The 21,726-nt window shown below is 36.4% G+C and carries 18 protein-coding genes and 2 pseudogenes; 1 reads left to right on the plus strand and 19 read right to left on the minus strand.

Annotation, left to right across the window (positions count from 1 at the left end; genetic code table 11):
• The 16 genes and pseudogenes from LNP19_RS01685 to LNP19_RS01755 form a co-directional block, all read right to left on the minus strand.
• Window positions 1–996, minus strand: coding sequence for a polysaccharide deacetylase family protein (locus LNP19_RS01685; RefSeq protein ID WP_230063070.1), 996 nt, complete (start codon window positions 994–996; stop codon window positions 1–3).
• A gap of 11 nt (window positions 997–1,007) precedes the next feature.
• The gene (locus LNP19_RS01690; RefSeq protein WP_230063071.1) at window positions 1,008–1,484 is read right to left on the minus strand and encodes an acyltransferase; all 477 of its coding nucleotides are present in this window, start codon (window positions 1,482–1,484) and stop codon (window positions 1,008–1,010) included.
• The gene (locus LNP19_RS01695; protein ID WP_230063072.1) at window positions 1,481–2,917 is read right to left on the minus strand and encodes a lipopolysaccharide biosynthesis protein; all 1,437 of its coding nucleotides are present in this window, start codon (window positions 2,915–2,917) and stop codon (window positions 1,481–1,483) included. Before LNP19_RS01695 ends, LNP19_RS01690 begins: the two co-directional genes overlap by 4 nt.
• 4 nt (window positions 2,918–2,921) lie before the next feature.
• Window positions 2,922–3,089, minus strand: a pseudogene (locus LNP19_RS15465) (DapH/DapD/GlmU-related protein); the annotation flags it as partial.
• Window positions 3,090–3,197: 108 nt separating this feature from the next.
• Window positions 3,198–3,500 (minus strand): annotated as a pseudogene (locus tag LNP19_RS15470) (hypothetical protein); the annotation flags it as partial.
• Window positions 3,501–3,508: 8 nt separating this feature from the next.
• The gene (locus LNP19_RS01705; RefSeq protein ID WP_230063074.1) at window positions 3,509–4,789 is read right to left on the minus strand and encodes a nucleotide sugar dehydrogenase; all 1,281 of its coding nucleotides are present in this window, start codon (window positions 4,787–4,789) and stop codon (window positions 3,509–3,511) included.
• A 68-nt stretch (window positions 4,790–4,857) separates the two neighbouring features.
• Window positions 4,858–5,823 (minus strand): SDR family oxidoreductase, encoded by a 966-nt coding sequence (locus LNP19_RS01710; protein ID WP_230063075.1) that lies wholly within the window; start codon window positions 5,821–5,823, stop codon window positions 4,858–4,860.
• A gap of 554 nt (window positions 5,824–6,377) precedes the next feature.
• Window positions 6,378–7,385, minus strand: a complete 1,008-nt coding sequence (locus LNP19_RS01715) for a mannose-1-phosphate guanylyltransferase (protein ID WP_230064199.1) — start codon at window positions 7,383–7,385, stop codon at window positions 6,378–6,380.
• A 453-nt stretch (window positions 7,386–7,838) separates the two neighbouring features.
• Entirely contained in the window at window positions 7,839–8,300 is a 462-nt protein-coding gene (locus LNP19_RS01720; RefSeq protein WP_230063076.1) for a UpxY family transcription antiterminator, read from the minus strand.
• 502 nt (window positions 8,301–8,802) lie between these two features.
• Window positions 8,803–10,194, minus strand: a complete 1,392-nt coding sequence (locus tag LNP19_RS01725) for a nucleotide sugar dehydrogenase (RefSeq protein ID WP_230063077.1) — start codon at window positions 10,192–10,194, stop codon at window positions 8,803–8,805.
• A 423-nt stretch (window positions 10,195–10,617) separates the two neighbouring features.
• Window positions 10,618–10,986 carry a four helix bundle protein gene (locus tag LNP19_RS01730; protein ID WP_230063078.1) on the minus strand — a complete coding sequence of 123 codons (369 nt, stop codon included), beginning with the start codon at window positions 10,984–10,986 and terminating at the stop codon, window positions 10,618–10,620.
• 217 nt (window positions 10,987–11,203) lie between these two features.
• Window positions 11,204–12,187 (minus strand): SDR family oxidoreductase, encoded by a 984-nt coding sequence (locus LNP19_RS01735; protein ID WP_230063079.1) that lies wholly within the window; start codon window positions 12,185–12,187, stop codon window positions 11,204–11,206.
• 24 nt (window positions 12,188–12,211) lie between these two features.
• A complete protein-coding gene (locus LNP19_RS01740) occupies window positions 12,212–14,653 on the minus strand; it encodes a GumC family protein (protein ID WP_230063080.1) in 2,442 nt (813 codons plus the stop codon).
• Between the two features lie 16 nt (window positions 14,654–14,669).
• Window positions 14,670–15,461: a polysaccharide biosynthesis/export family protein gene (locus LNP19_RS01745; protein ID WP_230063081.1), complete on the minus strand. Its 792-nt coding sequence runs from the start codon at window positions 15,459–15,461 to the stop codon at window positions 14,670–14,672.
• A 72-nt stretch (window positions 15,462–15,533) separates the two neighbouring features.
• A complete protein-coding gene (recR, locus tag LNP19_RS01750) occupies window positions 15,534–16,154 on the minus strand; it encodes a recombination mediator RecR (RefSeq protein WP_230063082.1) in 621 nt (206 codons plus the stop codon).
• Between the two features lie 42 nt (window positions 16,155–16,196).
• Window positions 16,197–16,562, minus strand: a complete 366-nt coding sequence (locus LNP19_RS01755; RefSeq protein WP_230063083.1) for a CoA-binding protein — start codon at window positions 16,560–16,562, stop codon at window positions 16,197–16,199.
• A gap of 179 nt (window positions 16,563–16,741) precedes the next feature.
• Between LNP19_RS01755 and LNP19_RS01760 the strand changes: the two genes are divergently transcribed.
• Complete coding sequence (locus tag LNP19_RS01760) at window positions 16,742–17,371, plus strand: MarC family NAAT transporter (RefSeq protein ID WP_230063084.1); 630 nt, start codon at window positions 16,742–16,744, stop codon at window positions 17,369–17,371.
• Window positions 17,372–17,629: 258 nt separating this feature from the next.
• Here LNP19_RS01760 and ctlX read toward each other — a convergent pair whose 3' ends face one another.
• From ctlX to eno, 3 genes are all read right to left on the minus strand, one after another.
• The gene (ctlX, locus tag LNP19_RS01765) at window positions 17,630–18,565 is read right to left on the minus strand and encodes a citrulline utilization hydrolase CtlX (protein ID WP_230063085.1); all 936 of its coding nucleotides are present in this window, start codon (window positions 18,563–18,565) and stop codon (window positions 17,630–17,632) included.
• A gap of 142 nt (window positions 18,566–18,707) precedes the next feature.
• The gene (locus LNP19_RS01770; protein ID WP_230063086.1) at window positions 18,708–19,991 is read right to left on the minus strand and encodes a citrate synthase; all 1,284 of its coding nucleotides are present in this window, start codon (window positions 19,989–19,991) and stop codon (window positions 18,708–18,710) included.
• A 154-nt stretch (window positions 19,992–20,145) separates the two neighbouring features.
• Window positions 20,146–21,438, minus strand: coding sequence for a phosphopyruvate hydratase (gene eno, locus LNP19_RS01775; RefSeq protein WP_230063087.1), 1,293 nt, complete (start codon window positions 21,436–21,438; stop codon window positions 20,146–20,148).
• Window positions 21,439–21,726: the final 288 nt, after the last annotated feature.

Raw genomic sequence — 21,726 nt, forward strand, 5'->3', positions numbered from 1 at the left:
CTATAAATTACTAAGAATTAAAACTTGAACTTTAAAAGCATAAAAATTAGGGGCTAAACTAAATCTTGATATATACCCAAAATTGTCATTATAGCTGACATTTTTACCATTTACAGCAAATCCCATTTTATATACCTTAGCTACTTGTTCTATAGAATAATCACATACCGAATCTTTATTACCATTTGGAAAAGCAAAATAATCACATTTCCCAACCCAGTTTATAATTTTATCTCTACTGGCAATAAGTTGATTTTTTATTGTTTCTTCTGATTGTTGTTGATGCAATATTGAATGATCATCACAATGGGAAGCGATAGTACAATTTGGAAAAGCAGCTAATTGCTTAATTTCATCGACTGTTAACATTTCCTCTGATTCAAAATCATTATTCATTTCAATCAATCCCTCATAACTAAAATTTGATTTTATATCTTCTATTATTTCATTAACCAATTCTCTTCTAGAAGTTTTTATAATATCAATCAATTCTTTATTAGCAATGTTTTTTGATTCTTCTGTCTCAACATTATAAACTTTCCTTAATATAGGTATATTAATTTCCTTCAATCTACCTGAATAAATAGACGATCTTGCATAATAAGTTGGCACCCTTAAATTACGTTCCGTCAACAAAGGACAAATATAAATAGTATAGGGTATGTTCTTTTTGTTTAAATAAGGAGCTACAACTGTTAAGTTGTTTTTATATCCATCATCAAACGTAATTACTACCTCTCTCCCTTTTAAAACTCTATTTTCAAATCTATATTTAAATTCATCAATACTAATAATCTCAAAATTCTTATCAAGATATTCAATCTGCTTTTTAAAATCTGTAAAAGACATTTGGTTAGCTTGAATAATAGTGTTTTTTATAGGCTTGTCTATAACCCCGTGATAAAAAACAATCTTAGTCCCTTTGTACATTTTGTTTATCATCTCGGGTATAAATGTTGCCCCTACTATTGATGCCAATTTCTTTTTAACACTCATTTTAATGATATTTAATACTCTTTGATAACTTTCATTGGATTGCCTACTGCTAAATGCCAGGCCGGCACATCTTTGCTCACAACTGTACCTGCACCAATAACAGCTCCTTCTCCAATTTTTACTCCTGGCAATATTAAAACATTAGTACCAATTGAGGCACCATCTCCTATTATTACTTTACTTTTCTGATGAGAAACCGTTTTTATTAATTTTCCTTTTTCATATTCTTTCATATTTCTTTTGTGAAAAAGTATCGTTATATTTGGTGAAAACAATACGTCATTCCCAACTTCTAAATGCTCTGCATTATTATCGATATAAATACCATTAGAAAAATAAACTCCTTTACCTACTTTTGCTCCACAAAATCTTAAAATTACACTTCTAAGTTTGGGAGAAATAAAATTCAGTATTACCCAATACCTAAAAATTTTATACAGTAAAAATGTTTTTATCAAACTATTCGCTTTCCTAATAATCACTTTCATCTTTTTACTTTTTTTAAAAACGTTGTAAATACTGTATGCTTAGTTAAATGAGATAATAGTAAAAATAAAATCAGAAATAAAAAAACTTTTAAAATTAAGTTAACTATTAACCCAAAACTTATATATTTTTCAATAAAAAAGAAAAACATATAAATTAGAACACCTATTAAAAAAGATTTATACAATCCTTTTAATTGATTTAACATAGATAAACTAATCGTTTTCTGTGTCATATACATTGTTATAAATGAATTTATTATAACAGCGGCTATTTGCCCAAAAATTAAAATTCTAATACTAAATGTGATTGTACTTAAGACTAAAACTATTGTAACAATTCTTTTATAGATATTTGTTACAAGATAATCTCTTCCTTTTTTCTTTACCAAAAGTATGTTCATTCCTAGATTATAAACTGGTAGAAAAGCTCCCACAAAACATAAATATTTAAAATATTCAATTGTTTGTATCCAATTACTCCCTAACAACAACCTAACGAATTCATTTGATGAAATTGACAAAAAAACAAATGAGTTAAAAATTATATAAAAAGCAATATTTTGTGTTTCTAAAAAATATCCATTTAGTCTATTATCGTCATCTTGTATCTTCGACATTGCGGAAAAAGTAACATTCCTAATTACGGCGACCAAAGCATTAGATGGTATACTTTGTAAATTATAAGATTGACTAAAATACCCTAATGTTGTTTTATTATAATACTTTCCAATTATTAAAACAGGAGCATTAGAAACTAAGGTATCTAAAAGCGACGAAAACATTATGTTTAAACTAAACTTATACAGAATTTTAATAGGCTCCAAGCTAAAGTACCTCAAAGGTCTCCATTTAATACTAAACCACAATAATAGCGTTTTAAAAATACTTGATAATAAAATTTGTAATGCTAAAGACCAAACTCCGGCTCCATAAAAAGCAAAAAATACGGCAACAATCCCAGCTAAAATATTAGCTATAAGTGTCCTTTTAGCTAATATTTTAAAATCCATTTCCTTTTGTATTATTGCATTAGGAACAATTGAAAATGAATTTACAATTAACGTTATAAAAGATACTCTTGCTATATCTATCAGTCTTTCATCTTTATAATAATCTGCTATATATGGAGCTAAAAAAAAAAGAACCAAATAAATAAAAACAGCTATTACAACATTAAAATAAAATACTGAACTATAATCTTTATTATCTAAACTTTTGTTTTGAATCAAAGTTTGTGTAAATCCACTATCAATAAAAACTTGAGAAACAGCAGTAAAAACAACTAACAATCCTACTAATCCAAAATCTTCAGGAACTAGCAGTCGAGCAAGAAGTATTGTAAACAAAAATTGTATGAAGTAACCGATAAACTTTTCTACAAAACTCCAGCCAACCCCAATTAATGTTAATTTCCCAATATCATTCTGACTCATTATTCCTTTTTTTTATCACTTTTGCAGGTATGCCTCCAACAATTGAATAAGGTCCAATATCTTTTGTCACGACAGATCCCGCTGCAACAATAGATCCTTTCCCTATTATTACACCATCTAATATTGTTACATTAGCTCCTATCCAAACATCATCTTCAATAATAATTCCTTTACTAGATACCCCCTGTTTTTTTATTGGTAAATCTAATTTCTGAAAATTATGATTTGAACCAACAATCACAGAATTCGGTGCAATTAATACAAAATCCCCTATAGTTACTTTTCCAATTACTAGGGAATTTCTATTTATTGTACAGTTACTACCAATTACGATTTTTGAAAAATTTGTTCTAACTTCAACATTTTCACTTAATGAAGTATTATCTCCAATCTTAATATTTCCAAAAATTTTTGAGTTATCATAAATTCGTATATTTTTACCAAGAGTTATATTTTTACCTCTAAAAGAAACATTTCTTCCGCAATACAACATTTTCGCTTTTCCCTTGAAAAACAAAACATTGTATATTATGGACTTAATAAAATTCCTCCCCCTTCGAATATTAAATAGTAGATTTATCATTTACTTATTTATAATCTCGAATCACAAACTTCCAATATCCCCTTCACATCATACAGCACACTAGTAGTGTTTTGCAAAGAAGCCAAATCCAAATCCAAAAATTCTTTATGCGCCACCCCTAAAACTACCGCATCAAATTGTTGTCCTTCGACAAGCTCAGGATGACAAGCCAAACCATACTCGTGCATTACTTCTGCGGGATTAGCCCAAGGATCATAAATATTCACCTTAATTCCATAATCGGCCAAAGCGGCGACCACATCCACAATCTTGGTATTGCGTACATCAGGGCAATTTTCCTTAAAAGTGATCCCCAGCATCAATAACGAAGCCCCATTAATGCTGATTCCTTTCTTAATCATCAACTTCACCACCTGAGACGCCACATACTCCCCCATGCTGTCATTCAATCGGCGTCCGGCCAAAATAATTTCGGGATGATAGCCAAATTCCTGCGCTCTTTGCGCCAAATAATAAGGATCTACCCCGATGCAATGCCCGCCAACCAATCCGGGCTTGAATGGTAAAAAATTCCATTTGGTTCCCGCCGCTTCCAATACGGCATGGGTATCAATAGCCATCAAATTAAATATCTTAGCCAATTCGTTGACAAAAGCAATATTAATATCCCTTTGGCTGTTCTCAATCACCTTAGCCGCTTCAGCTACTTTGATGGTGGGTGCCAAATGCGTTCCGGCAACAATCACACTTTTATATAAATCGTTTACTTTTTGCCCTATTTCAGGCGTGGAACCCGCCGTTACCTTCAATATCTTTTCTACCGTATGCTCCTTATCTCCGGGATTAATACGCTCAGGCGAATAACCGGCAAAGAAATCAACGTTAAATTGTAATCCTGAAACCCGTTCTAAAACCGGTACACATTCCTCTTCGGTGACTCCTGGATATACGGTCGATTCGTAAATGACGATATCCCCTTTCTTCAACACCTGACCAACAGTCTCACTCGACTTATAAAGCGGAGTCAAATCAGGACGGTTGTTTTTATCTACTGGTGTAGGAACAGTAACAATATAATAAGTACAATCAGCAATATCGCTCAGAGTCGAAGAACACAACAAACCGTTAGTATTCCCACTAAAATCATCCACCAACACCTTTTGCAAAACCGCATCCGAAACCTCCAGCGTACTGTCAGTTCCCGAACGCAGGCCTTCAATCCGACTTTGATTAATATCAAAGCCGACAACCGGGTATTTCGTGGCGAACAATCGTGCCAAAGGAAGACCAACATACCCTAAACCAATAACCGCAATTTTTATACTCATAATTATTCCTATTTTATTTGTACTATTTTCAAGATGCCAATCCAATATAAATCAGCATTAAAGTCATTTTATTTTAAATTTTCCCAATACCATGCAACAGCCTGTTCTAAGCCTTCTTGCATAGAAAATGCAGGCTGATACCCAAGTAGTCTTTGAGCCTTATCAATACTGGCCAAAGAATGAGGGATATCTCCGGCCCGATTGGCGCCGTAGATTGTTTGCACATCGGCAATTGCAGGATCAAAATTAGACAGATATTTTTTTAAGGAAACCATTAGGTCATTCAGCGTAGTACGATCCCCATAAGCCGTATTATAAACCGTATTTATAGCCTCGGGATTCTGGGTCGTCATAGCCAATTCATTCATTTGAATCACATTGTCTATATAGGTAAAATCCCTAGAATAATGACCATCCCCGTTAATAACAGGACTTTCATGTTTCATAAGTTGCATAACAAACTTAGGAATTACAGCTGCATAAGCACCATTAGGATCCTGTTTACGCCCAAAGACATTAAAATAACGCAAGCCAATAGTTTCTAATCCGTAAGTTCTGCTAAAAATCTCCGCATACAATTCATTTACATATTTAGTAATAGCATAAGGCGAAAGCGGCTTTCCAATGACTTCTTCTACCTTTGGCAATCCCACTGAGTCCCCATAGGTAGAAGAACTGGCAGCGTATACAAATCGTTTTATTTTAGCATCGCGAGCAGCAACCAACATGTTCAAAAAACCAGAAACATTCACCTCATTTGTAGTGATGGGATCAACCAATGAACGAGGCACTGAACCTAAAGCAGCTTGATGCAAAACATAATCGGCCCCTTCAACTGCTTTATGACAATCTTCCAAATTCCGAATATCGCCTTCAATTAAAGAGAAATTTTTATGACCCTCAAATGCTCTAAGATTATGACGATGTCCTGTTGCAAAATTATCTAAACAGCTGACCTGATAATTTTTTGATAAAAAATATTCACACAGATTAGACCCTATAAACCCTGCTCCTCCCGTTATTACTATTTTCATTTCTTCTGTAATTGATTCACTATAACCTACGGCTTCGCCCTTCCAACTCCCTTTCTGATAGTTGAAAAATGCCTTATTTTGAGCGCAAATATAGTTTTAAAATATGGGCTTAGGAAGTTAGAACACAATTTACAGCTAGAACAGCATCTAAAAAAAACAAAAAAAAGCAGTCTAACTAACTACTAGACAGCACTACTAACAAAGTAATCTGATTTTGTTTAATTTAAAAAAAATCACCAAATTTAGTGATACGATTTAGGAAGAGCGCAGCGCTCACAGAGCACAATACAGCACGAGTCGGCAGTCGACAGAAAACCGACAACAGACAACCGACAACAGACAACCGACAACAGAAAACCCACAACCGACAACAGACAACCGACAACTGACAACCGACAACCGACAACAGACAACCGACAACCCACTGTCATCCTGAGCTTGCCGAAGGACACAACTGATAACCGAGAACTGTCAACTCACAACTCACAACTCACAACCCACAACCGATAACCGACAACCGACAACAGACAACCGACAACAGACAACCGAAAACCTCAATCCAATAAACTCGAATTCTCCCGCTCCAACTCACTAAACAAACTCTTAACATCCTGCGAAAATTCCTTTTTCAGAATTAGATTAGCCGTATCCGTACAAACAAAAATAGTATCCTTCATCCCTATAAAAGCAGTATAATTAGAGGTACCAATGACCATATTTCCGTTTTCATCCACAGGATGACCAATCGAAATTAAATAATCGTATACCGACTCAAAAGAACCCAAATCAGACCAAGTGAATTGAGAAGAAACCACCTTAATCTTTTTAGAACGTTCCATCACCGCATAATCGATGCTGATCGAAGGAATAGCAAGAGACAAATCCAGATCCAGGTTTCCTTTACTGCTATTTTCCCAAGCAATTTTCGATTTCTCATAAACTTCGGGCTGAAAGGCTTTCAACTCTTCCAGCAATACCCCAGCTTTAAAACAAAACATGCCGCTGTTCCAAAGGAAATTCCCTTTGGCTATAAAATCCCGTGCCGAAACCTGATTGGGCTTTTCCCGAAAGGAAACTACATCATCGCCTTTGCGCTCAATATAGCCATAACCCGTTTCCGGTTTGGTCGGAACAATCCCAAAAGTAACAATAAAACCTTTAGAAGCCTTCTCGATCGCTTCCTGCATAGCAGCCTCATACTGCTCCATCCCATCAATAATATGATCCGAAGGCGTCACTATAAGGATGTCATCCGACTTGCTGGCAAAGGCAGCAAAAGCAATCGCCGCAGCCGTATTTCTTGGAGTCGTCTCGATAATATCGATATAAGCAGTATTCGTTTTCTCCAATACCGCTCGACTCAGATGGCAATTATCAATATTCCCAACGACCATCACCCTATCGGCAATATTGCGGTTGCGATCAAAGGTCATTTCAAACAAGGATTTGCCGTCAAACAGATCCAAATACTGTTTCGGCCGACTCTTACGTGACAAAGGCCACAAACGACTCCCCACGCCTCCAGTAAGGATGACATGCGTAATCGATTTTATATTTTCCATAGTATTCATTCTTCTTCTTCTTATGCAAATCTATGTATAAAAAAACAATTCATTTTAAAAAGAAATAGCAATTTAATTCATCCATCCCCTACCTCAACCCAAAACCGACAACAGTATTCAGTTATCATCAGTAAGTAAACAACAGACAACTCACAACCCAAAACCCACTGTCATCCTGAGCAGAGCCTGTCCTGAGCTTTTGTCGAAGGGTCGAAGGACACAACCCAAAACCGACAACTCACCGTCATCCTGAGCGAAGTCGAAGGACACAACCCACAACTCACAACCCACTGTCATCCTGAGCTTGCCGAAGGACACAACCCACAACTCACAACCCACTGTCATCCTGAGCTTGCCGAAGGACACAACCCAAAACCGACAACTCACTGTCATCCTGAGCGAAGTCGAAGGACACAACCCACAACTCACAACCCACAACAGACAACCCACAACTCACTTCCTCATCTTCAACACACAACCCATCGACTCCAAAACAACAACATAATGTGTCTTATTCACCTCCTGCACGATTGCCGCCTGATTCGAAAATGGTCCCGACTGCAACGCTATAGTATCACCCACCTGAAAGGGATGCAAAGAAACATCACAACTACCCGAGCCATCAAGCCCCTTTTTGATAATGGCAATCTCCTCATCCCTAACAATAGCCGGCTTCCCCAACCAAAACAAATAGCGCACAGCACCCGGGGATTGAAAAACCTGATTCCTGTCAGCCTCCTCCAGCCGAACAAAAACATAGGAATTAAAAAGCGGAACCTCCACCTTTTTTTTTCGATCAGACCATTGACGAACCTGTGTAATCAACGGACAATAAGATTCTATCCCGACTTCCGCCAATTGCTCCGCCACTTTTTTCTCCCACTTCGGTTTTGTATAGATTACATACCAATTCATACCCTACTTTTATATTGATGTAAAAAATAGTTTCTTTACTAAATAATAATAATAATCTTATGTGTTAACAAGTCGCACTTACAATGTTCAATCTGCCACTTCCAAAAAACAAAACCCACAACCCACAACTCACAGTCATCCTGAGCGAAGTCGAAGGACACAACTCACTTCTCACAACTCACAACCCACCGTCATCCTGAGCTTGCCGAAGGACACAACCCACAACAGACAACCGACAACTCACGACTCACTGTCATCCTGAGCGAAGTCGAAGGACACAACTCACAACCCACAACTCACCGTCATCCTGAGCTTGCCGAAGGACACAACCCACAACAGACAACAGACAACTGATCCCGATAGATTATTTCTTAACTTTCTGTGTAGGCCAAGTTAGCATGTCCACCACAACAGACAACCGACAACTCACAACCCACAACAGACAACAGACAACTCACAACAGACAACTCACAACAGACAACCGACAACAGACAACCCACAACTACGACCCTATCCCCTGATACACAAAACCAATCGCTTCCATTTCAGCACGATCTAGTATATTCCTACCATCAAAAACAAAAGCAGGCTTTTGCATCGAATCGTATATGCGTTGCCAGTCATAAGTTATAAACTCATCCCACTCCGTAAGCACAGCAATAGCATGCGCCTTCTCACAGGCCTCATAGGGATTCTCAAAAGACACAATACTCTCGGCATTAGCTGCAGCAGTTCGGCTCTCCAGATAATCCAAATCCGCCAAAACTTTCTTTCGCGACACCTTAGGATCATAAACGGCAATTTGAGCCTGCTCATGAATCAAGTCATCAGCCACATAAATAGCCGCCGATTCTCGCGTATCATTAGTATCTTTCTTGAAAGCCCAACCCAGAAAAGTAATTTTCTTATCGGCCACCGTATTGTAAAGCGTTCGAACGATCGTATTAGAAAAACGTCTTTTTTGATGGTCGTTCATGATAATGACCTGCTCCCAATAATCAGCCACCTCATGCAAACCGTAGGATTTAGCGATGTAAACCAAATTCAAAATATCCTTTTGAAAACAGCTGCCACCAAAACCAACAGAGGCTTTCAGGAATTTGGGGCCAATGCGGCTGTCCATCCCAATAGCTTTAGCCACCTCGTTGACATCGGCACCGGTCTTTTCACAAAGTTCCGACATCGCATTGATTGACGAAATTCTTTGTGCCAAAAAAGCATTGGCCGTCAACTTTGACAATTCAGACGACCACACATTAGTCGTTAAAATTTTATCGGCAGCCACCCAATTCGAATACACCCCTACTAGAGCCTGTATCGCTTGCTGCCCTTCAGCAGAAGCATCCCCTCCTATCAGGATTCGATCCGGATGCAATAAATCCTGAACAGCCGTTCCCTCTGCCAAAAACTCCGGATTGGAAAGAATTTGAAACTGCACTCCGTTTCCGGTATTATCCAAAATACTCTTAATAGCCTCCGCCGTTCGTACCGGCAAAGTCGATTTTTCCACTACGATCTTATTATCCTTAGCCACCTTAGCAATTTGTCGGGCACACAATTCGATAAATTTCAAATCGGCAGCCATACCTTTTCCTTTACCATAGGTTTTGGTAGGCGTATTAACCGATATAAAAATAATCTGCGCCTCATCAATTGCTTTTTCTACATCGGTAGAAAAAAACAGATTTCTCCCTCTCGCTTCTGCAACAATAGCAGATAACCCTGGTTCATAAATAGGAATATTGGCTACATCCGCATCATTCCAGGCCGCAATTCGTTCGGCATTCAAATCCACCACAGTCACTTCAATCTGCGGGCATTTCTGTGCAATAATTGCCATAGTAGGCCCTCCAACATATCCAGCCCCAATACAACAAATCTTTCTAATCTTCATTTATCTAATTTTCAATTTCTTAATATACTTTATTCAGTTTTTCGGTTATCAGTCCCGATAGCTATCGGGATCGGTTCTCGGTTGATTCCGTCACTTCGAGTGATTTTATAAAATAGCGATAGCCTTTTTATAAAATGGTATCGAGAAGTCGGTTTTCGGTTGATTCCGTCACTTCGAGTGATTTTATAAAATAGCGATAGCCTTTTTATAAAATGGTATCGAGAAGTCGGTTATCTGTTTTCTAAAAAACTGACAACCCACAACTCACAACTCACAACTCACAACCCACAACCGATAACAGACAACCGATAACTCACAACCGATAACTGACAACCCACAACCGATAACTGATCCCGATAGCTATCGGGACTGATAACCGACAACTCACAACTCACAACCGACAACCCACAACCCACAACTTTCTCAAACTTTCCAATGTTCCTCTACATATTTTATAAAGGAAAAAATTTTAGCTCCCAAAGCATCATACTTTTCATGGAGTATTCTCATGTCGTCAGCCAAATTAGGATACAAATTGACTATTTTTTCAATATGATTAAGCGTTTCTAAATTACTCGCATGCGAATAAACTAAAAACTTAATAAAATCATTTTTATATCTTTTGCGTCCGTAGCCTTCTACAATATTTGTTACAACAGAATCGGAAGATCTTCTAATCTGACTCCCTAATTCATATAGCTCATATTTCGGCAATTGCAGTGATAAAGCATGTGTTTTATAAAACAATTCCAATCCGATTGTATAAATATCCAAATCTTTATAGCTCTTCATTTGCTTTTGATTTAAATGATCCTACTCGCTTTTTCAACTCACAACAGACAACCCACAACCGATCCCGATAGCTATCGGGACTGACAACCCACAACCCACAACCCACAACCGATAACTGACAACAGACAACCCACAACCGACAACCCACAACCGACAACCCACAACCGACAACTGACAACCGACAACTGACAACCGACAACTGACAACCCACAACTCTCTACCTCAAATTCCCCCAATACCAATCCACTGCTTCTTTCAACCCTTCTTGCAAAGAATATTTCGGATCATAACCCAACAATCGCTTCGCCTTATCAATACTCGCCAAAGAGTGCGGAATATCCCCCATCCTGTTCGGACCGTGCTCAATTACAACATCGGCAATCCTAGGATCGTACTCCGCCAAATATTTTTTCAAGTAGCCCACCAAATCATTCAACGTATTCCGATCGCCATAAGCCGTATTGTAAACCGTATTTACCGCCTCTGGATTGGTTGTGGTCATAGCCAACTCATTCATCTGAATCACATTATCGATATAAGTGAAATCACGAGAATAATTTCCGTCACCATTAATCTTCGGACTTTCCAACTGCATCAATTGCGTGACAAATTTAGGAATTACCGCCGCATAAGCCCCATTGGGATCCTGCTTTCTTCCAAAAACATTAAAATAACGCAAGCCTATGGTTTCAATACCATAAGTTCTGCTGAAAATCTCCGCGTACAACTCGTTCACGTACTTCGTTATCGCATAAGGTGACAAAGGTTTCCCTATAACATCCTCTACTTTTGGCAATCCCTCCGAATCTCCATAAGTAGAAGAACTTGCCGCATAGACAAAGCGTTTTACCTTGGCATCACGGCTAGCCACCAATACATTCAAAAAACCGGAAACATTAACATCATTGGTGGTAACGGGATCATTGATGGAACGAGGAACCGAACCCAATGCCGCCTGATGCAAAACATAATCCACTCCTTTAACCGCATTAAAACAATCAGTTGCCTTACGTATATCCCCTTCTATCAACTTAAAATTGGGATTGTTTATAAAATCCTTCAAATTGTGTCGGTGTCCTGTGGCAAAATTATCCAAACAAACCACCTTATGTCCCTTTTCTAAAAAATACGCACACAGATTAGAACCAATAAACCCAGCTCCACCGGTAATCAATATCGTACTTTTTGTTTCTTCCTTCATCTTTTTAGTATTCAATGCTCTAATTTATACTTTCTTAAATTTTTCAACTATTCTGCTAAAAATGGACTTCGGTTTATCCTCTTCATAATAACCATTTGAATAAGTACCATAGCTATAACCATAGGTTGCCCCATACTTTGCTTTATTTTCAAAGCCGTTCAAAACAATACTGGCATTTTTCAGCTCGCCACGCTTAACCCTATTATTCAATAAGGTAATCATTTCTTTTTTAGAAAAATTCTGCCTTACAATATATAAGGTAACATCACAATATTGTGCCAACTCCAAGGAATCCGACACTAAACCAACCGGAGGGGTGTCCAAAATAATATAATCATACCTTTTCTTTAATTCTGAAATTAGCTCCCCCATACCCTCACTTAGAATCATCTCAGCCGGATTAGGAGGAATAGGCCCCGAAACAATCACATCAAGGAAAGGAATCTGCGTGGGATTAATGATTTCATCAATACTTTTTTGCTTGATCAAATAATTTACGATACCCACCTTATTCGTTAAATTAAATTCATCAAATAATCTGGGTTTTCTTAAATCCAAACCAACAATAACCGTCTTTTTTTCGCTTAAAGCAAATACGGTCGCAATGTTAATGGAACAAAAGGTCTTCCCTTCCCCACTAACAGAAGAAGTAATCATCAGCGTTTTGGCTCCATCTACATGTTGACTTTTATACAAAAACTGAAGAGAGGATCGAATCGCTCGGAAAGATTCCGACAAAGACGATTTTGGCCTATCAAAAACAGCCAAATTAGTAATCTCCTTATTGAGCCCCACGACACCTATCAAAGGGATCTGTGTTAGCTTACTAATATCTTCCGTATTCTGAATGGAGTCGTTAATAAAAAAGATAATAAAAACAAGAACTAGCGGAAAAAGTATCCCTAAAAATAAGGCCAATACATAATTAACCGACGTCCTTGGACCAATCAAACCTCCGCCTACATCTTTGGCCGGATCTATAAAACGAATATCGGATAAATTAGCGGCTTTAACGATGTCGGCTTCACTTCTTTTTTGCAAAAAAGTACTGTAAATATTATTGCTTAGATCATATTTCCGTTTAATTTTGATCAGTTCTTGCTGATCATCCGGAAGCCTCTTTATGGAGCTTTCTGTTTGATTAATTTTTGCGTTTATCGTAGCCAAATCAAATTGCAAAGAGGATTTTGCAGAAGCGATATTCTCTAATAATACTTTTTTCACCGCTTCCATTTGGCTATCAAAATCCTTAAAAATCTTATCGCTTTTTACCGCATAAGCCATTTCAGATCTTTGAGTGGAAAGTGCAATCAACTTAGAAATATTGACCACTATATTTGGATCTTCGATACCAGCCACTGATGGCGCAGGAAGCTTCGAGTAATCGACACTGCTTTTTAAATACGCCTTCAAGGAATTGTAATAGGCCAGTTTACGGCTCACTTCATCTTTCTTAACATCATATTCTAAAACCTGATTCGAGAATTTACCGCCGCCTTCTTCTATATCATATATGTTTTTTCCTTTTCGGAATGATTTCAACTCTTCTCCGGTTTCTTTCAGCTGAGACTCCATCGCTACAAGGGTACTATCAATAAAACTGATGGTATTGGTGGCAAATTGGTTCTTACTGTCCAATTGCCTTTTCATGAGCATCTTTACGGTCGAATTCAAATATTCGACCATTCTGGCTTTATTATTTCCCTGCATTGCAAGTGTAATGATAGAACCTCCTTTATCATCCGATCGCACATTGATACCTTTATAACGGGATACTGTAGCATCAAAATCATTAAATCGAACGAAATACTCATTGCCTTTGTAAAATCCAGGATTGTCTTTTAGGAGCAATTTCCAGTTCAAAAAAGGCAATAAAACTTGCTCTCCCACCCTGTATTTTTTTACAAAATCACCTGGCACAACAGCAGTATTATCCCTAGAATTAGTGGTATAACTAATTAATGAAACTGTATTATTTTCAAATGGAATTCGGATTTCATATTCATTTTCGTTCAAGAACTTAATTCCTATGAGACTCCCGGCAAGCTGCCCCTTTGATTTATCAATAGCAACATAAAAAGGTACAGCCCCATAAGCATCTACAAGATTGTATTTTCCTTGAACCAAATAATCAATATAATATTGTAATTTATCAACGACCAGTTCGTTATGGGATCTGGACTGCAAAGTCGTAGAAATAGTCTGGACCTGATCAGAAGTCCCTCCCCAGTTGAACACCAGACTGGTATTAGAAGTAAAAAGAGGATTGCTTTCTTCTTTTACAGAAATCAGCGTTTCCATGCCATAAATCTTTTCAATCCTGACATTTACCTGGTAAGCAATTGTAAAGGTGATCAAAAGACTTAGTAAGAACCACCGCCAATAGCTTCCTATTTTAATTAAAAACCCTTTGAAGTCAAAACTGACTTGGTTCTCAAAAATTGAAAAATCTTTTATATCTAACATTTTTTAAAATGTATTTTTAATTTTTTAATAGTAAAAAAGTAGTGGTAGCCAGTGATAACAACGTTATAATGGTTCCTAAAGATTCAATTCCTGTTTTTCCTGTTCCCCAAGTTTTCTGCCTAAGGGGTTTTACATATATATAATCATTGGGTTGTAAATAAAAATAAGGTGATTGCATTACATTGATGTCTGTAAGATCAAGCTCATGCATCTGACTCCCGGTAGGGGTTTGTCGAATAATTGTTACTGCTTTTCTATTTCCTGTTAGAGTAATATCTCCCGCATTGGCTATAGCTTCTAAAATAGTTACATGCTCTTGAAATAAAGTTTTGGTTCCTGTACTCCCCACTTCACCATTAATGGTATATCTGAATCCGGCTAATTTAACCGTCACAAAAATATTGGCTTCTTTATTAAAATATTCTGCAAGTAATTGTTTTTCAATTCTAGTCCTTACTTCATCCAAAGTAAAACCCATGACATTAATCTCTCCCAAAATTGGCATTCTGATATTACCATGATCATCCACGGTGAAACCGTCAAAATACAATCCTGATTCTGATTTACTTCCTAATTCTGCTTGGTTTGTTGTACTGAAAATGGCAACTAACTTAGGGTCAATTGCCTTTATGTTGATACTCAACACATCATTAGTTTGCAATCGGTATGGTTTAGTAACTACTGCTGAGATTGCAGTTTCTGTTTGAACACTATTCTTTTTTTGTAAATAAATCAAATCCTGAGTTGGGATACAGGACGTAAACAACACACTAATACTTAAAAACAAATAGAATATCGGTTTGTTCATCTTTACAGTTTAGATAACAAATATAGCTTTTCCTTTACTATATTAAAAGCTTCTCCTTTCTTTTTAAGCCACTTAATTGTTTTTGAAGGACTTCTCAAATGGCACTCGTTGCAATATACTTCTTCCTAAGGTAACTTCATCGGCATATTCTAACTCATCACCCACAGCTATTCCTCTGGCAATTGTAGAAATAATAATTGCCGAAGCTGCAATTTGCTTATAAATATAAAAATTAGTGGTATCGCCCTCCATTGTTGAGCTTAGCGCAAAAATAACTTCGCTGATTTTGCCCTCTTTTACTTTTTCCACAAGTGTAGCTATTTTGAGCTGACTTGGACCAACACCGTCTATAGGCGAAATCTTACCACCCAAAACATGATAAACACCTCTAAACTGACCGGTATTTTCTATAGCCATTACATCCCGAATGTCTTCAACCACACACACTATTTGATGATTTCTGTTCGCATTAGAACAAATTTCACAGATGTCGCTATCCGAAATATTATGACAATTTTCGCAATACTTAATATCCTCCCGCATACTTGTTAATGCCTGTGCTAAAAAACCGGTCTGCTCTTTGGGTTGTTTCAACAAATGCAAGACTAATCGCAAAGCAGTTCGTTTACCAATTCCTGGCAACTGTGCAATCTCATTTACCGCTTTTTCTATTAATTTTGAAGAAAATTCCATGAAGAATAAATAATTAAAGAGTCCTACTCCCCGATTTAATTTCTAATATCGATTTATAGTCAATAAAACCAGTGTACAAGCCACTTCAACCTTGATATCATTTAGTTCTAAAAGCTGATACAGCTCCGGATTTTCAGTTCCTGGATTAAAAACCACACGTTTGGGTTTAGCTTCCACGATATAATTGTAATAATCACGTTGACGAGCTGGGTTTAAATATAAAGTAATTGTATCTACGTTTTTTAACGGAATGGCTTTTGTTTGGATTTTAATTCCCTCAACTTCACCTGCATTTTGACCTATCGCAAGCACGGGATGCCCTTTTTCGACAAGCATTTTAATGGCTTTATAGGCATATCTGTCCGGTTTTGCAGAGGCTCCAAGAACTAAAGTTTTTTTACTTTTCATTGAATTGTTATTTTTTTTGTAAAAGTACTAAAATACTATAGTCCGTTTTCAATTAAAATTAATATCTTTCGATTTTTGTATTACTTCTAATCTGAAGTTAAATTCATCTTATTGTAACTTTTTCTTAATTATAGAAATACTTTATTCTTCCGTAAAACCAACTAATTTCGCGAAAAAAAATGGATCTTTTTATTTATTTATTTGCTGCCCTTTTTTCAGTTTTAAACCCAATTGGAACAATCCCAATTTTTGTGGGACTTACCCAACATGACAGCGCAAAAGAACGCTCCCGAATTTCCTTATGGACTGCCATTAATGTCTTTATCATCTTAGTGGTTTCCTTTTTTCTAGGTGAATATGTGCTGTCCTTTTTTGGAATTAGCATTGAAGCCTTGCGTATTGCCGGAGGAATTGTTATTGCCACATCTGGATTCTCACTACTTACAGGCAAATTCAATAAAAAAAGGGGAGTGAACAAAAAAGTAGAAAATGACGCACAAACCAGAAACGACATTGCGCTTACCCCATTAGCAATTCCTATGCTTGCCGGACCGGGATCGATTTCTTTATTAATAGCTTTTTACCATGAACACCAAAATACACCTGAAATCATCATTTCTGTTCTAGCCATTTTAGCGGTAGCTGCTTCTATTTTCGTTACTTTAAGAAGCGCTCATTATTTAGCCAAAATTCTTGGAGCCTCCGGAATTGTAGCCATATCAAGAATCGTAGGATTCATCGTAATTGCAATTGGAGTACAGTATATTATTAGCTCAATAATCACAATAGTCAAGAGCAATTTGACTTAACAATAAACAAAAAGACCTTCATTCCTGAGAGCATTGAAAAAGTCTCTCTTTTTAAAAAGTCATTAAAAAATCGATCAAATAAGGGTTTGATTTAATTTAATCTCTATTTTTTACTCAAATTTTATTTTCTGATAGCACAAGGCTTTAGAACAAGAAAAAAAAAAGCATAAACGGTAGTGTTTATGCTCTTTTTTGGTTTTTTCCATTTTTTGTCTTGAAGGGACTTTTTCAGTGCCTCTCATTCCTGAAAGTCTTTTTTTATTCTCTTGGCAAGAAAATCTCTGCCATCATACATCTGGCACTTCCACCACCACAGGCTTCAATAGTATCTAAACTGGAGCTGAGAATGGCAGCATGTTTTTCTAGTTGTTCTATTTGCTTCGGTGTCAAACTCTGATGTGCAGCGGTACTCATTACTAAATATCTTTTATCATCACCCCCACGAACTTCGAGCATGTTTCCTGCAAAACTGTTGACTTGATCTTCGGTAATTAAAATAACTTCTTTATCGTCTTTTTTAAGATTATCCAAAACCATCTTGCGCTCTTTTTTATCGTCGATACAATCAGCACAAATAACAGCAAAAGTTTCTCCTAAACACATCATCACATTAGTATGATAAATTAATTTTCGCTCTCCATCTATAGTTTGAAAAGCCTCAAAAATTACTGGCGCATAATCAAAATCTTCACAAAACTCGATGAACAACTCCTCATCGGCTCTGGGTGATAAGGCACAATAAGCCTTTTCATTGGCTCTATCTAAAAGCAAGCTTCCTGTTCCTTCTAAATAAAAGCCATCCTCTTCGGCAGAAGTATAATCTATAATATTATCTATTTGAAATCCTTTATCTTCAAGAAGGTCAAAAATTTCTTCGCGACGTTCTTCACGACGATTTTCGGCAAACATAGGATACAAAGCCACGTCACCATTTTCGTGAAATGAAACCCAATTATTTGGAAAAATACTATCCGGACTATCTGAACCTAAGACATCATCAACAACAGTCACATCTATACCTACAGCTTTCAATTTTTCGACAAGAGCATCAAATTCCTGCTGCGCTTTAGCATTCACAGTTGCTGGCAAAAGTCCTTCTACTGCTTTTTGGTAATAATTATTTACAGCAGTTTGCTCATTCATTCGAAACGCCGTCGGGCGAATCATCAATATGGAATTTGTTGTTTGTTTCATAATTTACAATCCTTCAAAGGAAAATTTATTTATGGTTAATACTATCTTTTTAGAATCTGATTAACAACTCCAAGACTCGATTAATTCAGAATGAGACAAAGATAAAAAAAGCCTCACTAGAAGTGAAGCTTTTTCAAATAGATTATCTTTTCTCTTTTGGTGTAAAGTCCCTTAAAGGAGCACCTGTATATACTTGCCTTGGTCTACCAATAGGTTCTTTATTTTCACGCATTTCTTTCCATTGTGCAATCCAGCCCGGTAATCGTCCTATTGCAAACATAACGGTAAACATATCAGTAGGAATACCTAAAGCTCTATAAATAATTCCAGAATAGAAATCTACATTTGGATATAAATTTCTAGATTTGAAATACTCATCTTCTAAAGCGGCTGCTTCTAATTTTTTTGCAATTGCAAGAATTGGATCGTTCACCCCTAAAGTTTCCAAAACTTCATTTGCCGCCTTCTTGATGATTTTGGCACGAGGATCGAAATTCTTATATACTCTATGACCAAATCCCATTAATCGGAAAGGATCATTTTTATCTTTGGCTTTAGCCATGTATTTCTCGGTATCTCCACCGTTCTTATGGATCTCTTCTAACATTTCAAGAACAGCTTGATTTGCTCCTCCGTGCAATGGCCCCCAAAGTGCAGAAACCCCGGCAGAAATAGAAGCGAATAATCCAGCATGAGAAGAACCAACCATTCTTACAGTTGATGTCGAACAGTTTTGCTCATGATCACCGTGAAGAATAAACAATTTATCCAATGCATCAATTACTATCGGATTGGCTTTATAAGGCTCCGTTGGTAATGCAAACATTAAATTCATGAAGTTTTCTACGTAACCTTTTGTATTATCATAATAATTTAAAGGATAACCCATGCTCTTTCTATAAGTCCAAGTTGCAATAACCAGGAATTTACCCATAGTTTTACAAACAGCCTCATACATTTCCTTTTCGTTTTCAACATTTACCGACTTAGGATTAAATGCTGTCAGAGCACTAGTCAAAGCTGCCAACACTCCCATTGGGTGTGCCGTTCTTGGAAAACCATCAATGATGTTTTTCATTTCCTCGTTAACCAAGGTATACTTTCTGATATCCGTTTCAAATTGCTCTAATTGAGCTGCATTTGGCAATTCTCCAAAAATCAAAAGATAAGAAACTTCTAAAAAGTCCGCTTTCTCAGCCAAATCCTCAATTGCATAGCCTCTGTAGCGCAAAATACCAAGTTCTCCATCTAAGAAAGTTATTTCGCTAGTACAAGAACCTGAATTTTTATAACCTGGATCAAGCGTGATTACTCCTGTTAGATCTCTTAATTTGTTTATATCGATAGCTTCTTCATTTTCGCTTCCTTTGATTACTGGAAACTCATATTTCTTACCATCAATTTCTAATATAGCTGTTTTTGACATAATATTTTTAGTAAATCTTCATTTTTAATAATTTACCAAATCTAAGGATTAATACATTAATTAAAAAGAGAAAACTTCATCGATACTGTTAAATTTAACAAAAAAAGCCATTCGCTTAAAACGAATGGCTTTTCATAAAAAATGATATAAAAAATTATTTTATTTTGAAAGCATTTTTTCCAGGAAAATAAGCTGTATTTCCTAATTCTTCTTCAATTCTTAACAACTGATTGTATTTTGCCATACGATCTGAACGAGAAGCCGAACCTGTTTTTATTTGTCCACAGTTCAAAGCAACTGCTAAATCAGCAATTGTATTATCTTCTGTTTCACCTGAACGGTGTGACATTACTGAAGTATATCCTGCATTTTTAGCCATATTTACCGCAGCAATCGTTTCGGTCAAAGTACCAATTTGGTTTACTTTGATAAGAATTGAATTAGCGATTCCTTTATCAATACCTGTAGATAAACGCTCTACATTAGTCACAAATAAATCATCACCAACTAATTGCACTTTATCACCGATTTTCTCTGTAAGCAATTTCCATCCATCCCAGTCATTTTCATCCATACCGTCTTCGATAGAAATGATTGGATATTTAGCCACTAATTCCGCTAAATACTCCACTTGCTCAGCAGAAGATCTTACTTTTCCTGTTTCACCTTCAAATTTAGTGTAATCGTATTTTCCGTTTACATAAAACTCAGCAGCAGCACAGTCTAAAGCAATCATAATCTCATCACCAAATGTATATCCGGCATTTTCAACTGCTTTTTTGATTGTATCTAAGGCATCTTCAGTTCCTCCGGCTAAGTTTGGAGCAAAACCTCCTTCGTCACCAACAGCTGTCGAAAGTCCTCTATCGTGTAATACTTTTTTAAGACTATGGAAAATTTCCGTTCCCATTTGCATAGAATGAGAAAAAGAAGTTGCTTTTACAGGGAAAATCATGAATTCCTGGAAAGCGATAGGCGCATCAGAATGTGAACCTCCGTTGATGATATTCATCATAGGAACAGGCAAAGTATTTGCCGAAACTCCTCCAATGTATCTGTATAATGGCAATCCTAATTCATTTGCAGCCGCTTTGGCAACAGCAAGCGAAACTCCAAGTATAGCATTTGCACCTAATTTAGATTTGTTTGGAGTACCATCTAAATCGATCATCATTTGATCAATTAAATTTTGTTCGAAAACAGATGTACCCAAAAGTTCTTCGGCAATAATGGTATTAACATTATTCACTGCATTCAAAACTCCTTTTCCTAAAAAGGCTTTTCCTCCGTCACGTAATTCAACCGCTTCATGTTCTCCTGTTGAGGCTCCAGAAGGAACTGCCGCTCTTCCTAAAACACCGTTATCCGTAACTACATCTACTTCTATTGTAGGATTTCCTCTTGAATCGAAAATTTGTCTTGCGTGAATTTTGATAATAATACTCATACTACTTGATTTTAAATTTTAAAATACAAATATATTCTATCTTTTGAAATGATATTATGAAAATAATGAATGTTATTAACGAAAACGATATAATTATTTATAAAATATTTGATTAGCACTATTTTACTTAAACATTCTCCAAATCTTACTATTTAGATCCCACAGTCAATTAAAAAAAATTCGCTTTTATAGCCGTTATTCAGAAAATAGAATGCGGACTACCTAATTATTTTTTACTTATTCATTTTTATTATTAACCACTCATTTTAAGCTATTTAACGTAAATTT

This window comes from Flavobacterium acetivorans, from assembly GCF_020911885.1.
Taxonomy (GTDB): domain Bacteria; phylum Bacteroidota; class Bacteroidia; order Flavobacteriales; family Flavobacteriaceae; genus Flavobacterium; species Flavobacterium acetivorans.

Excerpts from the sequence above, each read along its gene's own strand:
- LNP19_RS01685 (WP_230063070.1), bottom strand. The coding sequence starts at position 996 with ATGAGTGTTAAAAAGAAATTGGCATCAATAGTAGGGGCAACATTTATA.
- LNP19_RS01690 (WP_230063071.1), bottom strand. The coding sequence starts at position 1,484 with ATGAAAGTGATTATTAGGAAAGCGAATAGTTTGATAAAAACATTTTTA.
- LNP19_RS01695 (WP_230063072.1), bottom strand. The coding sequence starts at position 2,917 with ATGAGTCAGAATGATATTGGGAAATTAACATTAATTGGGGTTGGCTGG.
- LNP19_RS01705 (WP_230063074.1), bottom strand. The coding sequence starts at position 4,789 with ATGAGTATAAAAATTGCGGTTATTGGTTTAGGGTATGTTGGTCTTCCT.
- LNP19_RS01710 (WP_230063075.1), bottom strand. The coding sequence starts at position 5,823 with ATGAAAATAGTAATAACGGGAGGAGCAGGGTTTATAGGGTCTAATCTG.
- LNP19_RS01715 (WP_230064199.1), bottom strand. The coding sequence starts at position 7,385 with ATGGAAAATATAAAATCGATTACGCATGTCATCCTTACTGGAGGCGTG.
- LNP19_RS01720 (WP_230063076.1), bottom strand. The coding sequence starts at position 8,300 with ATGAATTGGTATGTAATCTATACAAAACCGAAGTGGGAGAAAAAAGTG.
- LNP19_RS01725 (WP_230063077.1), bottom strand. The coding sequence starts at position 10,194 with ATGAAGATTAGAAAGATTTGTTGTATTGGGGCTGGATATGTTGGAGGG.
- LNP19_RS01730 (WP_230063078.1), bottom strand. The coding sequence starts at position 10,986 with ATGAAGAGCTATAAAGATTTGGATATTTATACAATCGGATTGGAATTG.
- LNP19_RS01735 (WP_230063079.1), bottom strand. The coding sequence starts at position 12,187 with ATGAAGGAAGAAACAAAAAGTACGATATTGATTACCGGTGGAGCTGGG.
- LNP19_RS01740 (WP_230063080.1), bottom strand. The coding sequence starts at position 14,653 with ATGTTAGATATAAAAGATTTTTCAATTTTTGAGAACCAAGTCAGTTTT.
- LNP19_RS01745 (WP_230063081.1), bottom strand. The coding sequence starts at position 15,461 with ATGAACAAACCGATATTCTATTTGTTTTTAAGTATTAGTGTGTTGTTT.
- recR (WP_230063082.1), bottom strand. The coding sequence starts at position 16,154 with ATGGAATTTTCTTCAAAATTAATAGAAAAAGCGGTAAATGAGATTGCA.
- LNP19_RS01755 (WP_230063083.1), bottom strand. The coding sequence starts at position 16,562 with ATGAAAAGTAAAAAAACTTTAGTTCTTGGAGCCTCTGCAAAACCGGAC.
- LNP19_RS01760 (WP_230063084.1), top strand. The coding sequence starts at position 16,742 with ATGGATCTTTTTATTTATTTATTTGCTGCCCTTTTTTCAGTTTTAAAC.
- ctlX (WP_230063085.1), bottom strand. The coding sequence starts at position 18,565 with ATGAAACAAACAACAAATTCCATATTGATGATTCGCCCGACGGCGTTT.
- LNP19_RS01770 (WP_230063086.1), bottom strand. The coding sequence starts at position 19,991 with ATGTCAAAAACAGCTATATTAGAAATTGATGGTAAGAAATATGAGTTT.
- eno (WP_230063087.1), bottom strand. The coding sequence starts at position 21,438 with ATGAGTATTATTATCAAAATTCACGCAAGACAAATTTTCGATTCAAGA.